The organism is uncultured Thiothrix sp. (genome assembly GCF_937876535.1).
Taxonomy (GTDB): Bacteria; Pseudomonadota; Gammaproteobacteria; order Thiotrichales; family Thiotrichaceae; genus Thiolinea.
In genome coordinates this window covers 115,396-136,378 of the sequence record NZ_CALFHZ010000013.1, presented here as the reverse complement: position 1 = coordinate 136,378, position 20,983 = coordinate 115,396, and the positions used below count along the sequence as shown (strand labels likewise).

17 protein-coding genes are annotated in these 20,983 nt (G+C 45.4%); 13 read left to right on the top strand and 4 right to left on the bottom strand.

Annotation, left to right across the window (positions count from 1 at the left end; all coding sequences use genetic code 11):
- Positions 1 to 47: 47 nt before the first annotated feature.
- The 5 genes from rng to pmbA all read left to right on the top strand — a co-directional run bounded on the left by rng (position 48) and on the right by pmbA (position 5,246).
- A complete protein-coding gene (gene rng / locus Q0230_RS07230; RefSeq protein WP_298609208.1) occupies positions 48 to 1,532 on the top strand; it encodes a ribonuclease G in 1,485 nt (494 codons plus the stop codon).
- A gap of 99 nt (positions 1,533 to 1,631) precedes the next feature.
- Entirely contained in the window at positions 1,632 to 2,285 is a 654-nt protein-coding gene (locus Q0230_RS07225) for a carbon-nitrogen hydrolase family protein (RefSeq protein ID WP_298609207.1), read from the top strand.
- Complete coding sequence (locus Q0230_RS07220; protein WP_298609205.1) at positions 2,275 to 2,415, top strand: hypothetical protein; 141 nt, start codon at positions 2,275 to 2,277, stop codon at positions 2,413 to 2,415. The genes Q0230_RS07225 and Q0230_RS07220 overlap by 11 nt, the downstream gene beginning before the upstream one ends.
- Before the next feature lie 20 nt (positions 2,416 to 2,435).
- Positions 2,436 to 3,881, top strand: coding sequence for a metalloprotease TldD (tldD, locus tag Q0230_RS07215; RefSeq protein WP_298609203.1), 1,446 nt, complete (start codon positions 2,436 to 2,438; stop codon positions 3,879 to 3,881).
- A gap of 21 nt (positions 3,882 to 3,902) precedes the next feature.
- Positions 3,903 to 5,246, top strand: coding sequence for a metalloprotease PmbA (gene pmbA, locus Q0230_RS07210; RefSeq protein ID WP_298609202.1), 1,344 nt, complete (start codon positions 3,903 to 3,905; stop codon positions 5,244 to 5,246).
- A 54-nt stretch (positions 5,247 to 5,300) separates the two neighbouring features.
- On the opposite strand, the gene Q0230_RS07205 is transcribed toward pmbA, so the two are convergent.
- A complete protein-coding gene (locus tag Q0230_RS07205; protein WP_298609201.1) occupies positions 5,301 to 6,482 on the bottom strand; it encodes a hypothetical protein in 1,182 nt (393 codons plus the stop codon).
- A 28-nt stretch (positions 6,483 to 6,510) separates the two neighbouring features.
- Entirely contained in the window at positions 6,511 to 7,659 is a 1,149-nt protein-coding gene (locus tag Q0230_RS07200) for a transporter substrate-binding domain-containing protein (protein ID WP_298609200.1), read from the bottom strand.
- Positions 7,660 to 7,890: 231 nt separating this feature from the next.
- On the opposite strand from Q0230_RS07200, the gene miaB reads away from it, so the two are divergent.
- The 5 genes from miaB to rep all read left to right on the top strand — a co-directional run bounded on the left by miaB (position 7,891) and on the right by rep (position 13,359).
- Positions 7,891 to 9,255: a tRNA (N6-isopentenyl adenosine(37)-C2)-methylthiotransferase MiaB gene (gene miaB, locus Q0230_RS07195; RefSeq protein ID WP_298609198.1), complete on the top strand. Its 1,365-nt coding sequence runs from the start codon at positions 7,891 to 7,893 to the stop codon at positions 9,253 to 9,255.
- The gene (truC, locus tag Q0230_RS07190; protein ID WP_298609197.1) at positions 9,252 to 10,088 is read left to right on the top strand and encodes a tRNA pseudouridine(65) synthase TruC; all 837 of its coding nucleotides are present in this window, start codon (positions 9,252 to 9,254) and stop codon (positions 10,086 to 10,088) included. Before miaB ends, truC begins: the two co-directional genes overlap by 4 nt.
- A gap of 112 nt (positions 10,089 to 10,200) precedes the next feature.
- On the top strand, positions 10,201 to 10,482 hold the full coding sequence (locus Q0230_RS07185; RefSeq protein WP_298609196.1) for a segregation and condensation protein A: 282 nt from the start codon (positions 10,201 to 10,203) through the stop codon (positions 10,480 to 10,482).
- A 316-nt stretch (positions 10,483 to 10,798) separates the two neighbouring features.
- Positions 10,799 to 11,293, top strand: a complete 495-nt coding sequence (locus Q0230_RS07180) for a peptidylprolyl isomerase (RefSeq protein WP_298609195.1) — start codon at positions 10,799 to 10,801, stop codon at positions 11,291 to 11,293.
- 71 nt (positions 11,294 to 11,364) lie between these two features.
- Positions 11,365 to 13,359, top strand: a complete 1,995-nt coding sequence (gene rep / locus Q0230_RS07175) for a DNA helicase Rep (RefSeq protein ID WP_298609194.1) — start codon at positions 11,365 to 11,367, stop codon at positions 13,357 to 13,359.
- On the opposite strand, the gene Q0230_RS07170 is transcribed toward rep, so the two are convergent.
- Positions 13,356 to 13,610 carry a hypothetical protein gene (locus tag Q0230_RS07170; protein WP_298609193.1) on the bottom strand — a complete coding sequence of 85 codons (255 nt, stop codon included), beginning with the start codon at positions 13,608 to 13,610 and terminating at the stop codon, positions 13,356 to 13,358. The two genes, rep and Q0230_RS07170, sit on opposite strands and share 4 nt — an antisense overlap.
- Positions 13,611 to 13,916: 306 nt before the next feature.
- Between Q0230_RS07170 and Q0230_RS07165 the strand changes: the two genes are divergently transcribed.
- Positions 13,917 to 14,771 carry a pirin family protein gene (locus Q0230_RS07165; protein WP_298609191.1) on the top strand — a complete coding sequence of 285 codons (855 nt, stop codon included), beginning with the start codon at positions 13,917 to 13,919 and terminating at the stop codon, positions 14,769 to 14,771.
- Between the two features lie 85 nt (positions 14,772 to 14,856).
- On the opposite strand, the gene Q0230_RS07160 is transcribed toward Q0230_RS07165, so the two are convergent.
- On the bottom strand, positions 14,857 to 18,345 hold the full coding sequence (locus Q0230_RS07160; protein ID WP_298609190.1) for an indolepyruvate ferredoxin oxidoreductase family protein: 3,489 nt from the start codon (positions 18,343 to 18,345) through the stop codon (positions 14,857 to 14,859).
- 263 nt (positions 18,346 to 18,608) lie between these two features.
- Here Q0230_RS07160 and Q0230_RS07155 point away from each other — a divergent pair, with 263 nt between their 5' ends.
- Together Q0230_RS07155 and Q0230_RS07150 are read left to right on the top strand one after the other, a co-directional pair.
- On the top strand, positions 18,609 to 19,793 hold the full coding sequence (locus tag Q0230_RS07155) for an AI-2E family transporter (protein ID WP_298609189.1): 1,185 nt from the start codon (positions 18,609 to 18,611) through the stop codon (positions 19,791 to 19,793).
- A 5-nt stretch (positions 19,794 to 19,798) separates the two neighbouring features.
- Entirely contained in the window at positions 19,799 to 20,704 is a 906-nt protein-coding gene (locus Q0230_RS07150; protein ID WP_298609188.1) for a LysR family transcriptional regulator, read from the top strand.
- Positions 20,705 to 20,983: the final 279 nt, after the last annotated feature.

Below are 20,983 nucleotides of genomic sequence, written 5' to 3'. Positions count from 1 at the left end.
CGCTTATTAAAATAAATCTAACCACTTGCGCCATTAGAGAGGAACGCATGAGTGCAGAGCTGCTAATTAATATTACCCCGCAGGAGTCGCGTGTCGCCCTGTTGGAAAATGGCGTGCTACAAGAAGTCTTAATTGAGCGTCTGTCACGTCGGGGGATCGTGGGCAATATCTATAAAGGTCGCGTGTCGCGGGTTTTACCAGGAATGGAAGCTGCGTTTATTGATATTGGTCTCGATAAATCAGCATTCTTGCATGCTTCCGACCTAACAGCACCCCCGATGGAAGATTTACATACTGAGGAGCTTCCCAAAAAACAACCTCCACCCCAAATTCATGAGGTTTTGTATGAGGGCAAGCAGCTACTGGTACAAGTGATCAAAGATCCTTTGGGCAGTAAAGGTGCACGCCTCACCACGTATATTACGTTACCTTCACGTTTTTTGGTGTTGATGCCTGATAATCAGACTGTGGGGATTTCAGGAAAAATTGAATCCGCTGAAGAGCGTGAGCGTTTACGTACTCTAGTGTTAAAAGTCCGTGCTGAATTTAGTGAGCAATTTGGCTTTATTGTGCGCACGGCCGCTGATGGGATCAACGAAGAAAGCCTACGTCAAGATATGCAGTTTTTGCTGCGCTTGTGGAGCAGTATTGAGCAAAGTGCTACGGCAACTTCACAGGCAAAATTGGTCTATTCGGATTTGCCTTTAGTGTTAAGGGTCTTGCGTGATATGGTGGGTGAACCCATTCAAAAAGTATTGATTGATTCGCGCGAAACAGCAGCAAAAGTACGTGAGTTTAGTGAAAAATATATTCCCGATTTAGCTTCACATATTGAGCATTATCCGGGAGAGCGCCCAATCTTTGATTTACATGGGGTAGAAGAAGAGATCCAAAAATCCTTGCAACGCAAAGTGCCCTTAAAGTCAGGCGGGTATCTGATTGTCGATCAAACCGAAGCCATGACGACGATTGATGTGAATACGGGCGGTTTTGTAGGCAGTCGTAACCTAGAGGAAACCATTTTCCGGACTAATCTTGAAGCAGCGCAGGCTATTGCTCGCCAATTACGGTTACGCAATTTAGGTGGGATTATTATCCTCGATTTTATTGACATGATGCAGAGTGATCATAAGCAGCAAGTCATAAAAACTTTAGAGAAAGCCCTTGAAAAAGACTATGCCAAAACCTATATCAGTGAAGTATCACCGCTTGGCTTAGTCGAGATGACTCGCAAGCGCACCCGCGAAAGCTTAGAGCATATTCTGTGTGAGTCTTGTTCCACCTGTAATGGGCGGGGCTATATCAAGACAGCGGAAACAGTGTGCTATGAGATTTTTCGTGAAATTTTGCGTGCGGTGCGCCAGTTCGATGCTAAAGAATTGCTAGTTTTAGCCTCGCAAGAAGTAATTGATCGCTTGCTGGATGAAGAGTCGGATAGTTTAGCCGAGTTGCAAGAGTTTGTAGCGGTTGGAGTACGTTTACAGGTAGAGGCTTTGTATAATCAAGAGCAGTTTGATGTAGTTTTGCTGTGATGCCGTTTAAGATCTAAGTCAGTAGCGTCTGCCGTTTGCAATTAGAGTCGTTATAAAAATCAACGTATACTCAAGCAATCAGTCGGATGGGAGCGGAGAATGAAAGCAATTGCTGCTTTACAAATGGCATCAGGCCCACAAGTACAAGCCAATTTAATGGAAGCAGGGCGCTTAATTGCTGAAGCTAAAGCTGCGGGTGCAGGTTTAGCGGTACTGCCCGAAATGTTTGTGATCATGGGGCAAAACGACCAAGCGCGGGTACAAGTGACCGAAACGGATGGTTCAGGCCCGATGCAAGAAGCCTTAGCTCGCCTAGCCTGTCAGCATAAAATGTGGATTCTAGCAGGGACAATCCCATTGCGCTCAGCCGATGAGGGACGGCCCTATGCAGCTTCCTTGCTGTATGACGATCAAGGTCGAGTGGTGGCGCGCTATGACAAAATTCATTTATTTGATGTAACGGTAGGCGAAAGTGCTGAGGTTTATACTGAAAGCGATACGAATACGCCGGGTGCTCAACTGGTAGTTGCTGATACACCTTTCGGCAAGATTGGGATGAGTGTTTGTTATGATTTACGTTTTCCTGAATTATATCGCGAATTAGCCCGCCAAGGGGCTGAGATTCTAGTAGTGCCTTCTGCCTTTACGGATGTGACTGGGCAAGCTCATTGGGAAGTCTTGTTGCGGGCGCGTGCTATTGAAAATCTCTGTTGTGAGTGGGCGCACTACCTATGGGCATTCTATGGTTATTGACTATTGGGGGCGAATTCGTGGTCAACTTAATAAAGGTTCTGGTGTAGTACTGATTGAGCCAGATTTAGAAGCTCAACGTGCATTACGCCAACGCTTTCCCGTGTTATCACATCGCCGCTTGCTGATGTGAAATTGAATAAGGACTAAAACATGCAAGATGCCATGGCTTATGCTCGCGCTGAGTTTCTGACTCCAGGCGGGCTAAATCAATCTGCTTTAGATAAAGTATTTACTGAGCTAATCAGCACCGATACCACTATTGCTGATTTATATTTTCAAGCAGCGCGTTATGAGTCTTGGGGCTTAGAAGAGGGGATTGTCAAAAGCGGCAGCTATAGCATTGAGCGTGGTGTCGGGGTGCGCTCGGTCTGTGGTGAACAAACGGGCTTTGCATACAGCGATGAAATCAGCCTGCAAGCGCTCTTAGAATCAGCTCGTGCTGCGCGTGCGATTAGTCGTGCCGGGCAAACGGGTAAAATTCAAGCTTGGAAAGCACAAATCCCGGCTCGCCATTTATATGGACTTAGCGACCCACTCGCTTCTTTAAGTGAGTCTGACAAAATCGATTTATTGCAGCGCATGGATACTAAAGCGCGAGCCGTAAGTCCGTATGTTAAGCAAGTGATGGCGAGCCTAGTCGCGGTACATGAAATTATTTTGGTAGTCGATGAACAAGGACGGATGACTGCAGATGTGCGACCTTTAGTCCGTACTAATGTATCTGTGATTGTGGAGCGTAATGGCCAAACAGAGAGTGCGTCATCGGGTGGCGGTGGCCGCTTTGATCTTGATTATTTTATGAATAATAATCGTGCTGATGAATTCGCTGAAGAGGCCGTGCGTCAAGCTTTAGTGAATTTGGATGCACAAGCAGCTCCTGCAGGTACGATGACAGTTGTGCTCGGTTCAGGTTGGCCAGGTGTGCTCTTGCATGAGGCAATTGGGCATGGCCTAGAAGGTGACTTTAATCGCAAAGGGACTTCTGCTTTCTCGGGGCGGATTGGTGAGCAAGTGGCTAGCAAAGGGATTACTGTGGTCGATGATGGTACTTTAGAACAGCGCCGTGGCTCTTTAACAGTGGATGATGAGGGTACTGAAACTCAATGTACTACCCTGATTGAGGATGGCATTCTTAAAGGCTATATGATGGATCGACAGAATGCAGCATTGATGGGTACACACTCCACTGGCAATGGTCGGCGTCAATCCTATGCTCATTTAACCATGCCGCGCATGACTAATACTTATATGCAGGCAGGTGAATATGATCCAGAAGAGATTATTGCTTCGGTAGACAGAGGTGTCTATGCAGTGAACTTTTCTGGGGGGCAGGTAGACATTACTTCAGGTAAGTTTGTTTTCTCAGCCTCTGAAGCTTATTTGATTGAAAATGGCAAAGCGACACGCCCACTGAAAAATGCTACTTTAATCGGCAATGGCCCAGATGTACTGACAAGAGTCAGTATGGTTGGGAATGATTTAGCTTTAGATACAGGAATCGGTGTGTGTGGTAAAGATGGGCAAAGTGTGCCAGTTGGTGTCGGCCAACCCACTTTGCGCGTTGATGGACTCACTGTAGGCGGTACTGCTGCTTAAGCCTGTAGGGAATAAAAAATTATGATCGAATTAGAAAATCGACAAGCTTTAGGGTGTGAATTTCAAGAGCTTGCAGAGTTTGTCCTGAAAGCAGCCAAAGAACGTGGTGCGAGTGCTGCTGAAGTCGGCATTGATAAGGGCACGGGTTTATCGGTGGAAGTGCGGATGGGTAAAGTCGATAAACTCCAATATCACCGTGACCAAGGTGCCAGCCTAACGGTCTACTTTGGGCATAAAAAAGGTTTTGCCTCAAGCGGTGATTTCTCACGTAAAGCACTGGAAGATACCCTAGATGCAGCGTGCCGGATTGCGCGTTATACGGCAGAAGATGAGTTTAATGGTTTAGCTGATCCAGAACTGATGGCGAAAGACCCAATGGATTTAGATTTATATCATCCTTGGGACATTGATGCAGATCGCGCGATTGAATTAGCCCTACAAGCCGAAGGCGCTGCACGTGCGTACGATGCACGTATTTCCAATAGCGATGGTGCTAGTGTTGATAGCTATGCAGGTTTAGGTGTCTATGCGAATTCAAATGGTTTCAATGGTCTGAATAGCAGTACGCGCCATTCCTTAAGTTGCTCGGTTGTTGCTCAAGAAAATGAGGCTATGCAACGCGATTATTGGTACACAACTTCCTGTGTGGCGGAAGCATTAGACTCTGCTGAGTCTGTTGGCAAAGAAGCTGCACTGCGCACGGTACGCCGTTTAGGTGGTAAATCCATTCCAACCTGTGAGGTGCCAGTCTTATATGCGCCTGAATTGGCACGTGGCTTGATTGGGCATTTGGTGTCTGCTTTAAGTGGCGCTTCACAATATCGTAAAGCGAGCTTCCTCTTGGATTCAGTTGGTAAGCAAATTTTCCCTGAGTTTTTACAGTTACGTGAAAGCCCACATATTCCACGTGCACCCGGTAGCCGTGCTTGGGATGCTGAAGGAGTAGCAACGTATGAGCGGGATATTATTCTGAATGGTCAAGTGCAGGGCTATTTCTTGGGCAGCTATTCAGCGCGTAAATTAGGTCTACGTACCACCGGTAGTGCAGGTGGTAGCTCTAATTTACTTCTGAGCCACACTGAGGCCTCTTTCCAAGATTTGCTCAAACAAATGGGACGTGGTTTATTAGTGACTGAGTTGATTGGCAGCGGCATTAATATGATTACAGGTGATTATTCTCGGGGCGCCGCTGGCTTCTGGGTGGAAAATGGCGAGTTGCAATATCCAGTCGAAGAAATCACTATTGCTAGCAACTTGAAAGATATGTATCTCGGTATTCAAGGTGTTGGTACTGATATTGATCAGCGTGGCAGCATTCAAACTGGCTCTATTCTAGTAGATCGCATGACGATTGCTGGGCAATGAGTCTTATCAGAGCCAGCTCATAAGGTAGCTGGCTCACTATTTTAAGTTCTCCGCTTATTCCAAACCAAACTCTTGTTTGATACTGGTTTGCATTTGTGGGCTTAACATTTCACTAGCAGCACCAGTTAATCGGGCTTGTTCAATTAATTGTTTAGCCATGTTTTTTAACTGTTCTTGGCTAGCATTCAACTTTTTTGCTAAACGCAAATAGTACAATCCTGTTTGTAAGTGACCATTCTTAATTGCTTCACTAGCGCGCTCTAAATGCATGCCTGCTTGCGGGCTGGGAGGGGTGGTTGGTACTTGAGTTATAGAGGAGGATAGTATTACAACTGAGCTGGCTAACGGTTTAGTCTTATCTACTTGAGTTGTTGGTTCTACTAAATCAGGCTCTTTTATCTTTGTTGCGCTGATGCTAACAGGCTTCAAGGTTTCCTGTGTTTTTGTAGTCTCAACGGGGGCAATCATTGGTTCTAGTTTGGCTGCGACCGCTAAGTTAATAGGTTCAATAGGCTTTGTCGGTTCGATGGCGGTCTCTAAATGGGTGTTTAGTTCATTAGGGACTAGCGGTTTATCTAGTTCACTTATCATAACTGGAGAGGCCACAGTCACTGGCACTGGTTTACTAAGATTGGCGAATTGATATAAACCTAAACTACTGGCAGCCACTAAACCAGCACCACCTAATAAGATCAAGGGCAAGACACTAGGCCTTTTATTGATGGGCACAGGTGCTTGTGGTTGGAGTAAGTTAGGTGATTTGTCGGCTAAGGTTTGGAGTTCAGTTAGAAAGCTAGTACCCAGTAAATGTAAATCCCCCGTGGGCGCGACCAGAAAGAGCGAGGAGTCCAGCCCTTTAGTTACTAAGCCTTGTTCAATTAATTGTTGGGTAATATCTAAGGCTTTTTGATGTAAATTCGTGGGTTGCCCCTGTAGTGCAGGTAAGACAGTTAAGGACCAAGCTTTAGGTACTTCCATGACAAAAAATACTTCAGTCTCTGACCAAGCGCCATCTAGAACTTTTAATACTGAAGTATTCGCCTTGTGGCCTAGGTTTTGTAAACTACTGAGACTTTGCTTTAAAGCAGTATTGCTTAATAACTGTCTAGGCAGATAGTGAATTAAGAAGCGCTGATTGGTAGTGGCTTGTAAATCGCGCCCAAGAAAAAGCTCACCAAGCGTATTGGAAAATAAACGCTCGCCGGCCTTGTAGTGTTTATGTAGCACACTTTCCATAAGTCCCTACCTTGCTTCTCAGCTAGATTCATTGTTTTTGCAATGATTCGACAGTTTTCCAATGATTAGCGAGATGCTTATCCATAATCGCATCATACTCACCAGAGTCTTGAATAGCTTTTAAGCCTTTATTTACATAATTCAACAAGATAGTGGCACGCGGATGAGTTTTGTGGACGAGCACATGTAAACCCTCAACAGATAGTTCACGAGGCAGTGCTGCGACTTTATCTTGTAAGCCCATTTTTGCGACCGTTTCCCGACCTGTGAAGTCATTCATAGCGACGGCATCTACTTTGCCCGCCATGAGCATTTCAAAACACTCTTTAACCGATTGAGGTTGCTCCAGTTTGATCAGGTTTTTCTTCAGCCATTCACGGCCAGGGCGTTCTAGGTCATGGGTAAAATAACCACTTGGACGGCATAAAGTATGCCCAATCATGTCATCATCTTTTTCAAAGACTAGAGGTTTATCATTGCGGGTATAAAGAACTTCAAGCATCTGAAAAATGGGGGTTGAGAATAAAAATTGGCAGCGAAAATGCTCAACATTAGGGCAACCAGGATTTAACCAAGGAAATCCCATATCATATTTTTTCTCTTTTAATAAAGGATCAAGATGAGAAGCCCAGTCATTAATCCAGGTAACTTTATAACCAACGTGTTGCTGTTTAAGAGCGGCCTCGACCAATTCAGTAATTAAACCACCATTGGGTAAGGAGGGATCAGTAAAAGGTTGGTAATCCCCAGCCGTTAGTAGCTGAACTTCAATTTTATTTTCGGGAGTCACTGCAGTAGGTTCAGTAGTCTGTGTTTGCGTAGCGCTTGCGGCTGCGGTTGAATTAGTTGTCGTGGTGGTCGAGGCATTTTCTTGGGTAGGGCTGGTAGCAGCACTGGTGCTTTGTTCGTCTAAACAGGGAATACGTAACTCTTGCCCAACTTGTAATATAGCAGGGCCGCTAGTGAGGGTTTTTGTATTTGCATAATAAATCATGCTGTATTTGCCAGCACTACCATAAGCACGTTGAGCGATAATGCTTAAATTATCACCCTTAGCGACAGTATAGGGTTTAGTGCAATCCAAATTTTCTGCATGAGCTTGTTGAGCGAGTAACACCAAGAGTAGAAAAGTGAAACAACTTAAGTTGCTTCTGAGTCTTGGAAAAAATTTCCACATACGCCAACCTCACAAGATTTCTTATTAAAAGTTTTAGTTTTCGGCTGAATCTTAAATTAACGACACCTAGCGTCGATATAAGCATTGTTAGCAAATTTGGTCAAGTCTGCGATAAATTTTTATGAAAGGTACTGATTTCCCCTACAAAATTTCCAGTTGTCCGCAGCTAGCTAGATGGGGATAATAGCCGGCTCTTTTTAGCGTTCAGCAATATAAATAGGTAATGCTTAGATGGCAGGTAAAATTTTCATCGAAACCCACGGCTGTCAAATGAATGAGTATGATTCGGCGAAGATGCTGGACGTGCTGCATGCACATGAGGGCTTGGAGTTAACCACGAATCCTGAAGAAGCTGATGTGTTGTTGCTGAATACTTGTTCGATTCGTGAGAAGGCGCAAGAGAAAGTTTTCTCACAAGTTGGACGTTGGCGCGCAATTAAAGAAAAAAATCCACATGTGATTATTGGTGTGGGTGGTTGTGTCGCCAGTCAAGAAGGCGAGGCTTTGCGTGAACGTGCCCCTTTGGTGGATGTGGTGTTTGGTCCGCAAACCTTGCATCGCTTGCCCGAGATGATTAAGCAAGTGCGCACCGAGCATAAACCGGTCGTCGATATTAGTTTTCCTGAAATTGAGAAGTTCGATTATCTGCCCGAACCCCGTGCAGAAGGCCCAACCGCGTTTGTGTCAATCATGGAAGGCTGCAATAAATACTGCACGTTCTGCGTTGTGCCTTATACCCGTGGTGAAGAAATCTCGCGCCCTTTCGATGATGTGATCGCGGAAGTAGCGCAATTAGCGGCGCAAGGTGTGCGTGAAGTTAATCTATTGGGGCAAAACGTCAATGCCTATCGCGGACAAATGCACGATGGCGAAATCGCCGATTTAGCGCTGTTGATTCAATATGTTGCTGCTGTGGAGGGGATTGACCGGATTCGTTTTACCACTTCGCACCCAAATGAGTTTAGCGAGAGTTTGATTAATGTGTATGCGCAAGTGCCTGAATTGGTGAGCCACCTACACTTACCAGTACAAAGTGGTTCAGATCGCATTTTAGCGGCCATGAAGCGCAATCATATGGCGATTGAGTACAAGTCCAAGATTCGCAAAATACGCCAATTGCGCCCAACGATTAGCATGTCGTCCGATTTTATTGTCGGCTTCCCTGGTGAAACCGATAAAGATTTTGCTGATACCATGAAGCTGATTGACGAAATCGGCTTTGATCATAGTTTTAGCTTTATCTATAGCGCACGCCCCGGCACGCCTGCTGCAAGTTTGCAAGACGACACGCCGATGGAGGTAAAAAAGCAGCGTTTGCAAACCTTGCAAAGCCGCATTTTGGAAAGCGCCCATGCGATTAGTCAAAGTATGGTCGGTACGGTGCAGCGCGTATTAGTCGAGCGTCCTGCGAAGAAAGACCCGAATCAATTAGCGGGGCGTACTGAGAATAATCGTGTGGTGAATTTTGATGGTAATGCGCGCTTAATTGGGCGTTTTGTCGATCTGCAAATTACGGAGGCCTTACCAAACTCCTTGCGCGGGCGTGTCGTTGCGGTGGAGCGTGAAGCAGGTAGCATGGATATGCAGGCGGTTTGAAGCTTCCGATTCTTTATCAAGATGAGTATTTAGTTGCCATCAATAAACCTTCGGGTTTATTAGTGCATCGCAGTTTAATTGATAAGCACGAAACCCAATTTGCGGTGCAATTGCTGCGCGATCAAATGGGTCAGAAAGTTTATCCAGTGCATCGTTTAGATCGACCTACCTCCGGCGTGTTGCTATTTGCTTTGGATGCGAATAGCGCACGTGCTTTAACTGAGCAATTCACCCAAGGCTTGGTACAAAAAACGTATCTCGCTTTGGTGCGCGGCTTTTGTGAGCCAGTAGGTGTAATTGATTATGCGTTGAAAGAGGAATTGGATGAGCTTGCCGATGCCAAAGCTGATCCTAATAAACCAGCTCAAAACGCCATTACCCATTACCGAACACTGGAACAATTTGAACTTCCATTTCCGTCAAATAAGCATCCAACCAGCCGCTATTCACTCCTAGCATTGCAGCCAAAAACGGGGCGCAAGCACCAATTACGTCGCCACTTAAAGCATATTTTTCATCCCATTGTGGGCGATACCACCCACGGCGATGGCAAGCAAAATAAGTTATTTCGGGAGCAGTTTGGTTGTGAGCGTTTATTGCTGCATGCGCAGGCATTGCAAGTGCATCATCCAAGTAGTAAAGCGATCTTAAATTTGCAAGCACCACTAGCTGAGGATTTCTCACAGGTTTTACAATCCGTTGCTAGCAGTCATTTAATGCAAGGTAATGCAAATGTACCTTGGGAAGGCAAATGGAAACTGAGCCAGAATAAAGCTAGCCCTGAATATCAGGGGATGATTGACGGTTTAAGCCAAACCCAACCAAGTAGCTGATGCACTGACTTTAGCTGCCACGATGCAAAGCCTCAAGTCTGCCCATTAGGAGGATAGGCGCGGCCGTTGGAAGGATTTAAGCTTAAAACTTTCTTCTAAGCGAGGAGTGATTATGGTGGAGCAAACCTTGTCGCAAGAGCGGCGTATTTTAATGGCACTGCGCAAGACTTTAGCCAGTATTGTACGCGATTTGACGCCTAAAGACCCGCATCAGCCTTATCCCTTGAGCACCGCTACGGTTGAGGATATGAAAGCCTGCTTTGATTTGATTGCAGCACGCGAGCGTGAATTGGCGGCGCAAGCTGGCCTAAATACAAAGGAGCTGCCGCGCTTTACTGACGAACCACGTGCCGCTCAAGTTATTTCGGTTACTCAGTTAAATAAAAAACAGTGATCTGCCTTGGAATACCCTAGCACTGGTCTTTTGGGCTGAAATGAATCACGGTACAGATGGGGTGCGCACAGAAAATACGGGTGTGAATCGGATTCAAATTCGCTGGGGTAAAGTGACTAGCATTCAGATGTATACGGTACAGTGTTATTAACTAATGCCTTGAAGCGCTTAGCTTTAGCTGGAAATGCAGAAGCAAGTAAAGCTGCGAGTGTGTCTTGATGGTATAGCCTATATCCCTGTGCATAAGCCCTAATCTAGTATCCCCCCCGCGCTTTTGCTACATTACCGCCTTTCTTTGATCTGAGAGTATCCCCTCATGGCAAACCCAAGTGTATTTTTTGACGTGTCCATCGGCGGTCAGCCAGCTGGACGTATCGTATTTGAATTATTCGCAGATGTAGTGCCAAAAACTGCTGAGAACTTCCGTGCACTTTGCACTGGTGAGCAAGGTTTTGGTTATAAGGGTTCTAGCTTCCACCGTGTGATTCCTGAGTTCATGGTACAAGGCGGTGATTTCACCAATCATAATGGCACTGGCGGCAAGTCGATTTATGGCAATAAATTTGCCGATGAAAACTTTAAGTTGAAGCATGATCGCGCTGGCTTACTGTCAATGGCGAATGCTGGCCCGAACACCAATGGTTCACAGTTCTTCATCACCACGGTGGTAACACCTTGGTTAGACGGCAAGCATGTGGTCTTTGGCCAAGTCACGGAAGGCATGGATGTGCTGAAAGCGATTGAATCGAATGGCACTCGTAGCGGCAGCACCAAAGCAGCCATCAAAATCGACGATTGCGGCCAACTCTAAGTTGGGCAACTGATGCCGGTCACGGATCGGCATCCAACCCCTCCATATTCTCCTCTAGCACACCATTCACTATGCAAGGTTTAAATCCTCAACAACAAGCTGCGGTCGTGCATCTTGGCTCACCTTTATTGGTATTAGCGGGTGCTGGCAGCGGAAAAACCCGTGTAATCACCCAAAAAATTGCATGGTTGATTCGCAAGGCTGAGCACGAAGCTAAAACCATTGCAGCGATTACCTTCACTAATAAAGCAGCGCGTGAAATGCGTGAGCGCGCAGGACAATTGCTGAGCAAAGAAGAATCTAAAGGCTTAACGGTTTCCACTTTTCACACTTTAGGCTTAACTATTCTCAAGCAAGAAGTGAAAAAACTTGGCTATAAACCCGGTTTTTCGATTCTGGATGCGCAAGATAGTGATTTAGTGCTGCGAGAATTAGCCATTAAAGAAGATATTGGCGAGGCGGATGATATTCGTTGGCAGATTTCGCGTTGGAAAAATGATTTCCTAAGCCCTGAGCAAGTCATGCAGCAAGCCACCGATGAATTAGGCCAGCGCGCCGCCCGTTTATATGAACAATATCAGCGCCAAATCAAAGCGTATAATGCAGTCGATTTCGATGATTTAATTGTGCTGCCGGTGCAATTATTCCAACAATATCCCGAAGTTTTAGAAAATTGGCAGAAGCGCTTACGTTATTTATTGGTGGATGAATATCAAGACACCAATGCTTGCCAATATCAATTGATTCGCCAATTAGCAGGGGTACGCGGTGCATTAACGACCGTAGGCGATGATGATCAGTCGATTTATGCGTGGCGTGGGGCGCGTCCGGAAAATATTGTGCAATTACAGCACGATTATCCGACTTTAAAAGTGATTAAGCTGGAGCAGAATTATCGCTCCACCAAACGTATTTTGGACAGTGCGAATTATTTAATTGCACATAATCCGCATATGTTTGAAAAGAAATTGTGGAGCACTTTAGGCGAGGGCGATCCCATTCTCGTCATGCCTTGCCGCTCGGTGGAACATGAGGCGGAAAAAGTGGTTGGCGAGATTATGAAACGCCATTTTCGCGAGCGTGCTGAATATAAAGATTTTGCAATTTTATACCGTGGCAATCACCAAAGTCGTGTATTTGAAACCTTGTTACGCCAGCAAAATATTCCTTATCAAATTACTGGCGGCACTTCGTTTTTCGAGCGCACGGAAGTTAAAGATATTTTGGCTTATTTGCGTTTAATCAGTAATCCAAATGACGATGCTGCGTTTCTGCGCGTGATTAATACCCCGCGCCGTGAAATTGGTACCAGCACTTTAGAAAAACTGGGTGATTATGCCCACGAGCGTAAAAATAGTTTATTTATTGTGGCGCAAGAAATGGGTTTTGCTGAGCGGATTAGCACCAAATCACGGCATCGTTTAGAGCATTTCACGTCTTGGCTAAATGACTTAATGGAGCAGAATAAAACCGAGCATCCGGCGCATGTGGTGAAGCGCATTATCACTGATATTCACTACGAAGATTGGCTCTTGCAAAATTCCAGTTCGCCAACTATGGCCGAAAAGCGTATGGCGAATGTGCATGAAGTGGTCGATTGGGTGAATAAACTCTATGACGATGGGGTGGGCAAAGAAACACTAGCGGAAATCGTGGCACACATGAGCTTGGTCGATTTGCTGGAGCGCAATAGCGAAGAAGCCGAACAAAATGCGGTGACTTTAATGACTCTGCACGGTGCGAAAGGTTTGGAATTTCCTTATGTGTTTTTGATTGGTGCAGAAGAAGAAATTTTGCCGCATTTGAATAGTATGGATGAAGCTGGTATCCAAGAAGAACGACGCTTGGCTTATGTGGGGATTACCCGTGCACAAAAGCACTTGACGATTAGTTATGCGAAAACCCGCTCGCGCTATGGGGAGAAAATGGCCTGTGACCCCAGTCGATTTTTAGCGGAGCTTCCCGAAGAGCATTTACTTTGGGAAGATCGGAAAGTCAGCACACCTGAAGAGCGTCAGGCTACCGCGAGTGCGTATATTTCTAGCCTCAAGGATTTACTTGGCTAAGTTTTTTGTTTAGCCAAATCCAGCACAGCAGCAATAATACCGTCCTTGGTCGTTAGCGTGGCTGCATAAGCGGGGCAGGTGGCGATGAAACTATCTTCTGCCGTGAGCCATGCTTTAGGCATAGGTAAATTTTCCTCGAGCCAAGTCATTAAACCTTCGGATAGATTACCACTACGGCGGCATTCATCCACGACTAAAACTTTGCTCACACTTTGCAAAGCTATTTTTAAAGCGGCCTCTGGCAAGGGCACTAACCAACGTCAATCAATCATCCGTAGTTCAATGCTGTGTCGTTTACGCAAAACCCTTTCTGCAATTTTAGTGTCACTCAATAAATTCTTCTGAATCAACAGGTTGGCTGAGTACAGCAAAGGATCATGCGCTTCCCAAGCTTTACATTCGGCTTGAGACCGAGGGCACGAAAGATAGCGAATGCAAGTTTGCGTTCTAAGCCCTGCCTTAGATCGTTCTTGTTATTTACAGACTTGCCCCCATTTTATTTAGTCTAACCCTCGCTCTTCTTGAGGCTAAAGCGAGCAAATCTAAGAGGTTTTTTTATGACTATTCGTCCTATTCAGCAGTTAATTAGAGCACAAGCAGTACGTGAGGGGGCAGGTGTCACCGTGCATCGTAGTATTGGCACGCAGTCTTTACGCCACCTTGATCCTTTTTTAATGTTGGATCATTTTGGGAGTGACAATCCCAATGAATACATTGCGGGCTTTCCATCTCATCCGCACTGTGGTTTTATCACTTTTACTTATATGCTGGATGGGCAAATGGAGCATCGCGATAGTATGGGGAATCGTGGTGAATTAGATTCGGGTGGTGTGCAATGGATGAAGGCCGCGAGTGGTGTCATTCACTCCGAAATGCCGCGCCAAGTGGATGGCTTATTACGTGGGTTTCAGCTATGGATTAATTTACCCGCTGCCGAGAAAATGTCTGACCCTGCTTATCAAGAATTTCCGGCGAGTAAAATTCCTGAAGTACAGACAGCAGGTCAGTCTGTACGTGTTTTAGCCGGTGAATATCAAGGCCAAGCGGGTGTAATTAAGGATCCGAATACTCAAGTCTGTTATTTGGATGTAGGTTTAGATGCGCAGGCGAATTTCAATTTAGCCGTGCCTAAAGAGCATCAAGGGTTTATTTATGTGTTTGAAGGTAGTGCCACTAGCCAAAATCAAGCTTTGCCTCAACATAGTTTGGCAGTTTTAGGGCAAGGGGATGAAGTCGCTGTGACTGCAGGTGAAACCGGTGCGCGCTTTATTTTAGTCACGGGTAAACCTATTGGTGAACCGATTGTTCAATACGGCCCCTTTGTAATGAATACCCGCGAAGAAATTGGCCAAGCGATGAATGATTATCAGCTAAATCAGCTGGTTAGGAAGAAAGCGGTTTTTAATGCCTAAAGTTTTTTGAACCTTTATTCGAAGCACTGAGAGTATCAACAAGACGACAGGTACTGATTTCTGTACCTGTCGTTGGCGGGAGTTTCTAGGTTTTAGCGGGTTTGTAGATATGTGCAATGGCGGCTGTTTTCACATGCCCAAAGCCTTTAATACCGCTAACTGTTTCTAAACGCGCTTGAGTTTGCGCTAAGTTCTCAAGTTTCAGACCTTGTGCGACTTCTTTAATTAAACCCGTATAGTCTTTAATTAGCTCACGCTCTTGTTTACGCTCAGTGGTATAGCCAAACACATCTAATAAAGTTCCACGCAGGCCTTTTAGCTTTGCCAATTGCGGCATGAGTTTAAACATCCATTGTCCATATTCAGTTTTAATTGGATTGCCTTGGCTGTCATGCTTAGCAAAGAGCGGTGGGGATAGATTCAGTTTAATGCTGTAATCTTGACCGGGTTCACCTTCAAAGTTTTTGTGTAGTTGCTCGAGAAATTCAGGTTTAGAGTACAGGCGTGCTACTTCATATTCATCTTTATAAGCCATCAGGCGTGCGAGATTTTGCGCGGCAATTCGGGTCAAAGGCAGTGATGTATCTGCACCTAATTGCAATTCTGCTTGGCGTAAAGGCTCTAAAGTTTGCTCATAACGCTTAGCGTAAGCAGTATTTTGATAATCAGTCAGCCATTGCTTATTAAAGCTTAAAATACTGGCTAAATCAGCTTCAGGTTTAGGTGCCAACGGTTTAGTTTGGAGTAGTTCTTGAGCATTGCCAAAGTGGGCGAAGTGACAACCCCATAAAAAGGCCGCTTTATTTTTCTCAACTTGTGTGCCATTCAATTCGACTGCTTGCATCAAGCTTTCGCGTTGTAGTGGAATCCAACCTTTTTGCCAAGCAAAGCCCAAGACCATCATATTAGCGAATAGGGTATCGCCTAAGAGTTTTTGCGCTAGGTCATTAGCATTTAAGAATGCACAATTGCTACCGATACTGTTTTGTAAATCATAAGCAATCGATTGTCCGGGGAACATCCAGTTGCGGTTAGTAATAAATTCGGCAGTTGGGGTTTCGCTGGTGTTTACAATCGCCTGAGTTTGCCCGTTTAAGGTCATGGACAAAGCTTCTTGCGAGGCGGAAACAATCGCATCACAGCCTAAGAGTAGATCGGCTTCACCGGTGGCAATTTTGCTAGCATTGAGTTGACTGGGGAGTTGAGCAATCTGCACATGGGATAAGACCGCGCCACCTTTTTGGGCTAAACCGGCCATGTCGAGCACAGTAACGCCCTTTTGTTCTAAGTGCGCCGCCATGCCTAATAAAGCGCCAATGGTGACAATGCCCGTTCCGCCTACTCCAGTAATTAGAATCCGATGGGGTGTCTCCAAAGCAGGTAAGACTGGAGGCGGTAAATCTTCGTGGCTAGGTTGCTCGATTTTAGCCGGTGCGGGCTTACGTAAACTTGCACCTTCTAAAGTCACAAAACTCGGGCAAAAGCCTTTCACACAGGAAAAGTCTTGGTTACAGGTTGATTGATTGATTTGCCGCTTAGTACCTTTAGGGGTTTCCACTGGTTCAATCGATAAGCAATTGGAAGTTTTGGAGCAATCACCACAGCCTTCACACACTTCGGTATTAATAAAGGTGCGCTTTTTCAGCTCCGGCATAATTCCACGTTTACGCCGCCGCCGCTTTTCGGTCGCACACATTTGTTCGTACACCAAAATCGTAGTGCCTGTGGTATCACGTAGACGCTTCTGCACCGCATCTAATTCATCACGATGCACAATTTCAATTGAAGCAGGTAGGCGATTTTCCGCGATTTGATATTTTTCAGGATCATCGGTGACGACAATGGTTTTGGCCACCCCTTCCGCTTCGACCTGATTAACCAACATCGGCAGGGTCAAGGTGCCATCAATCGGTTGCCCACCCGTCATCGCTACCGCGTCATTAAAGAGGATTTTGTAGGTGATATTGGCTTTGGCGGCAACGGCGGCACGAATAGCTAATAAGCCAGAATGGAAATAAGTACCATCACCTAGGTTGGTAAATACATGCTTATCATTAGTGAAATGCATTTGCCCGAGCCATGCCACGCCTTCGCCCCCCATTTGGCTGAAGGTCTCGGTATTACGATCCATCCAAATGGTCATATAGTGGCAACCAATACCGGCTAAAGCGCGTGAGCCTTCTGGTACACGCGTCGAGGTATTGTGTGGACAACCGGAACAGAACCAAGGTTTCCGTTCGGCGGTGACCCGTGGGCGCGCCGTTTCGCGTTCTTTGGCTTCAATAATGCGAATACGTTCATTGACATGGGTGCGAAGATCTTCGGGTAAGTCCATCGTTACCAAACGTTTAGCAATGGCTTTAGCGACAATGGCGGGATTAAGTTCCGACATGGCTGGTAACAACCAATCGCTGCGTGGTACTGACCATTCGCCACCATCTTGGTCACGTGAGGCAAATTTTCCATAAATATTGGGGCGTACATCGGCGCGCCAGTTATACAGTTCTTCTTTGAGTGCATATTCAAGGATTTGGCGCTTTTCTTCTACCACCAAAATCTCGTCCAAACCTTCAGCAAAATGGCGGGCATCATGTGCATTCAAAGGCCAAACACAGCCAACTTTCATCACTCTTAAACCAATCCGCCGACAAGCCTCGGTATCTAAACCCAAATCATTTAAAGCTTGGCGTACATCTTGATAGGCTTTACCGCCAGTGATAATCCCAAAGCGTGCTTGGGGTGAGTCAATCACGATACGATTCAGATTATTAGCACGTACATAGGCTAAAGCGGCATACCACTTGTAATCCATAATGCGCGCTTCTTGCACTAAAGGAGGATCAGGCCAGCGAATATTGAGGCCACCTTCAGGCATTTGGAACTCTTCATCAGTCGGCAGAATAATGCGTACTCGATCAGGATCAAGCTCCACTGATGAGGAGGTTTCAATGACTTGAGTTACGCATTTTAAACCCGTCCATAAACCAGAAAAACGACTCATCGCCCAACCGTGTAAACCAAAATCAAGAATTTCTTGTACATCAGCAGGATATAAAACGGGGATACCAGCAGCCGCCAGTAAGTGCTCAGATTGATGGGCGATAGAGGAGGATTTAGCGGCATGGTCATCACCAACCACCATGAGTACCCCGCCATGTTTGGAAGTACCTGCATAGTTGGCATGTTTCAGTGCATCAGTGGAGCGGTCAGCGCCAGGGCCTTTGCCATACCACATGCTAAACACGCCATCGAATTTCGCATTCGGATAGAGATTAAGTTGTTGTGAACCCCATACTGCGGTAGCGGCTAAGTCTTCATTTAAGCCAGGTTGGAAAACAATATCATGCTCAGTGAGATGCTTGCGGGCTTGCCAAAGTTGCTGGTCAAAACCCGCTAAAGGTGAGCCGCGATAGCCGGAAATAAAACCGCTGGTATTCAAGCCCATGCGTCGATCATTGGCTTTTTGCAACATGGGTAAACGCACTAAGGCTTGTTGCCCACTCATATAGGCACGACCTTGTTGCAGGGTATATTTGTCGTCTAGAACCAGATTGCTCGGTAATTTAGCGGTCATGGGGTGCTCCTCAACTCTTCTCTTTTATATATGAGTAGAATGCTAAGGAATTCCGTTTGTATCGTAAAATTATTTAAAATGACTTGAGGTATGCGAAAAACGCATAACTTAAAATTTTGTAAAAATCTACTTTGCTAGCAAGCTAAGCCTTACTAATCAGCTATAAATTAGCTAATCAGCAGAAACTTGTTACATTAATTCTTAGCTTATCGTTCGTTATTAAACCTAATGTTTGCAATTACTTAATAAGGACTGAGAGTGACATGCCCAATTCAAATCTAGTTAATTTACAAGAAGACCTAGTCGTCCAGATGACTGGCATCAAGGGCTTGCAAATTCCCTTGTGGGGTTTGTTCATTATGGCGGTATTAGGTGTGCTGTATTTTGCCAAAGCGGTGTTTATCCCGATATTTTTAGCGATTATCTTTTCATTTGTCTTAATGATTCCAGTTAAGCTTTTGGAAAAGTTGCGCATTCCCCAAGCCTTTGGCGCTTTGATTGTCTTATTAGTGACTTTGGGAGCCTTAACTGTTTTAACTTATTACATGTACGAGCCAGGTAAAGTTTGGGTCGAGCGTTTCCCCACAGAAATTCAGAAGATTGAAACCAAAGTAGCAGAACTGCGTCATTCGCTGAATGATGTACAAAAAACTACCGAACAAATTGACCAAAAGATTACCGACTTGACAGGCTCAACTACCAAAGGCTCAGACACTCAAGAGGTGGTTGTGAAGTCGGGCAGCCGCTTATATACCCTGATGGATAACACACAAGCTTTTATTGTGGGTTTCATGTCATTTCTATTATTGCTCTATTTTCTCATGGCTTTTGGGGAATCCCTGATTAAGGGGTTGATGATGACTTGGAAAGATCGAGCGCATCGCATTACTTTCTTAAGAATTACGCAAGAATCGCAATATCAAATCAGCTACTACTTATTACTGATCACTATCATCAATATTGGCTTAGGGATTGTGACCGCTTTAGGGATGTGGCTGATTGGCATGCCAACGCCTTTACTCTGGGGGTTCTCAGCAACCATTCTGAATTATATCCCTTATATTGGCCCACTAATTAATATGATCCTCGTGACTTTTGTGGGTTTGGTAACCTTTGATAATTTATCAACAGCGATGTTGCCTGCTTTAATTATTCTGGTGCTGAATATTATTGAGGGTCAAATGGTACAACCTCTGTTCGTAGGCAAGATGTTCACTATCAATCCAGTCTATGTGTTTATCTCAGTCGCTTTCTGGGGCTGGCTTTGGGGGGTAGCAGGGATGTTTATGGCCGTACCTTTACTAATGATTTTGAATATTTTTGTACTAAAAATGCGTGAACTAGCTGCGGCTGCAGAAGCTTCCAAAGCAGCGGCTGTTGCTGCTGCGGTTGAAGCGGCAGCGGCTGAGGAGGCCGCCAAAGATGAGGTGAAAATCATCCTCCAATAAAGCTTATGAGCAAAGACATTAGCCTACGTCAACTCAGATATTTTATTGCTGCGGCTGAAACAGGGCAGCTTTCGATGGCCGCTAAACAGGTGCATGTCGCTCAATCGACGGTGACGAATGCAATTTTGCATTTGGAGGATTCTATGGGGGTGAAGCTATTTGAGCGCCATCCCCAAGGCGTTACTCTGACTGCTGAAGGCTATAACTTTTATCATCGCGCCAAACAGATTCAAGAAAACCTTGATATTGCGCTCAGTGAGCCTCATTTCCAGCGACATCATTTAACTGGTGCTGTGCGCATGGGAGCCTCTTATGCCTTGCTTGGGTATTTTCTGCCGCCATTACTCGCACGTTTTCGGCAACATTATCCAGATATAGATCTGGATTTGCATGATATGGAGCGTCCTGACATTGAGCAGGCCGTTCTAGGTGGTGAACTAGAGCTAGGTTTAGTGTTAATTTCCAATACCAGTCAGCGCGAACGCTTTAACCATCATGTTCTCTTGCGTTCACGTCGCCAATTATGGACTTCGGCGAACCATCCTTTATTAGCTCAGCCCTTTGCTTCTTTAGCAGATGTGGCGCAATACCCTTACATTCAACTAACGATGGATGAAGGCGAACCTGCAACTCAACGTTATTGGCAGTCACAAGGTTTAAAAGCCAATATCGCTTTTCGTACCAAATCGATGGAAGCGGTGCGTGGTTTAGTTGCCCATGGCTTTGGCGTTACCATCCTGGCGGACATGGTGTATCGACCGTGGTCTTTGGAGGGTGGGAAAATTGAAACTTTACCAGTACTAGGCGTAGTGCCACATTTGGAAAGCGGCATGATTTGGCAAAAAGGTATTGAGCTAGCCAAACCTGCCGAGGCTATGCGCCAGTTTTTGATTCATAGCTGTGGGAGTTAAGTATTATATCTCATCAGGGCGCCAAAATTTCTTTCGACAGTTTCTGCAAAAACACAAGATTTTTTTAAAGTGAATGATTTTTTGGAAGAAAGAGCGTGGTACTCGTACCCATAACTCACTGGAGCAATGAGGACATACTTGTTTACCCAAATCCTTTGGAGCACTGTCTGGAGTTGGCTCCAAGTGCATTTGCTGAGTTTGCATCCTTGCCTCGCTTAAATGCTTGTTAGATGTGTTCTATGTTTGTTTTAGTTTAACCGAAGTTAAATTAAAAAATGC

Bases quoted from the DNA above. Each gene is read 5' to 3' on its own strand.
- miaB (WP_298609198.1), top strand. From the start codon at position 7,891: ATGGCAGGTAAAATTTTCATCGAAACCCACGGCTGTCAAATGAATGAG.
- Q0230_RS07180 (WP_298609195.1), top strand. From the start codon at position 10,799: ATGGCAAACCCAAGTGTATTTTTTGACGTGTCCATCGGCGGTCAGCCA.
- Q0230_RS07200 (WP_298609200.1), bottom strand. From the start codon at position 7,659: ATGTGGAAATTTTTTCCAAGACTCAGAAGCAACTTAAGTTGTTTCACT.
- Q0230_RS07160 (WP_298609190.1), bottom strand. From the start codon at position 18,345: ATGACCGCTAAATTACCGAGCAATCTGGTTCTAGACGACAAATATACC.
- Q0230_RS07150 (WP_298609188.1), top strand. From the start codon at position 19,799: ATGAGCAAAGACATTAGCCTACGTCAACTCAGATATTTTATTGCTGCG.
- Q0230_RS07185 (WP_298609196.1), top strand. From the start codon at position 10,201: ATGGTGGAGCAAACCTTGTCGCAAGAGCGGCGTATTTTAATGGCACTG.
- Q0230_RS07205 (WP_298609201.1), bottom strand. From the start codon at position 6,482: ATGGAAAGTGTGCTACATAAACACTACAAGGCCGGCGAGCGTTTATTT.
- Q0230_RS07225 (WP_298609207.1), top strand. From the start codon at position 1,632: ATGAAAGCAATTGCTGCTTTACAAATGGCATCAGGCCCACAAGTACAA.
- Q0230_RS07165 (WP_298609191.1), top strand. From the start codon at position 13,917: ATGACTATTCGTCCTATTCAGCAGTTAATTAGAGCACAAGCAGTACGT.
- tldD (WP_298609203.1), top strand. From the start codon at position 2,436: ATGCAAGATGCCATGGCTTATGCTCGCGCTGAGTTTCTGACTCCAGGC.
- pmbA (WP_298609202.1), top strand. From the start codon at position 3,903: ATGATCGAATTAGAAAATCGACAAGCTTTAGGGTGTGAATTTCAAGAG.
- Q0230_RS07155 (WP_298609189.1), top strand. From the start codon at position 18,609: ATGCCCAATTCAAATCTAGTTAATTTACAAGAAGACCTAGTCGTCCAG.
- Q0230_RS07220 (WP_298609205.1), top strand. From the start codon at position 2,275: ATGGTTATTGACTATTGGGGGCGAATTCGTGGTCAACTTAATAAAGGT.
- rep (WP_298609194.1), top strand. From the start codon at position 11,365: ATGCAAGGTTTAAATCCTCAACAACAAGCTGCGGTCGTGCATCTTGGC.
- rng (WP_298609208.1), top strand. From the start codon at position 48: ATGAGTGCAGAGCTGCTAATTAATATTACCCCGCAGGAGTCGCGTGTC.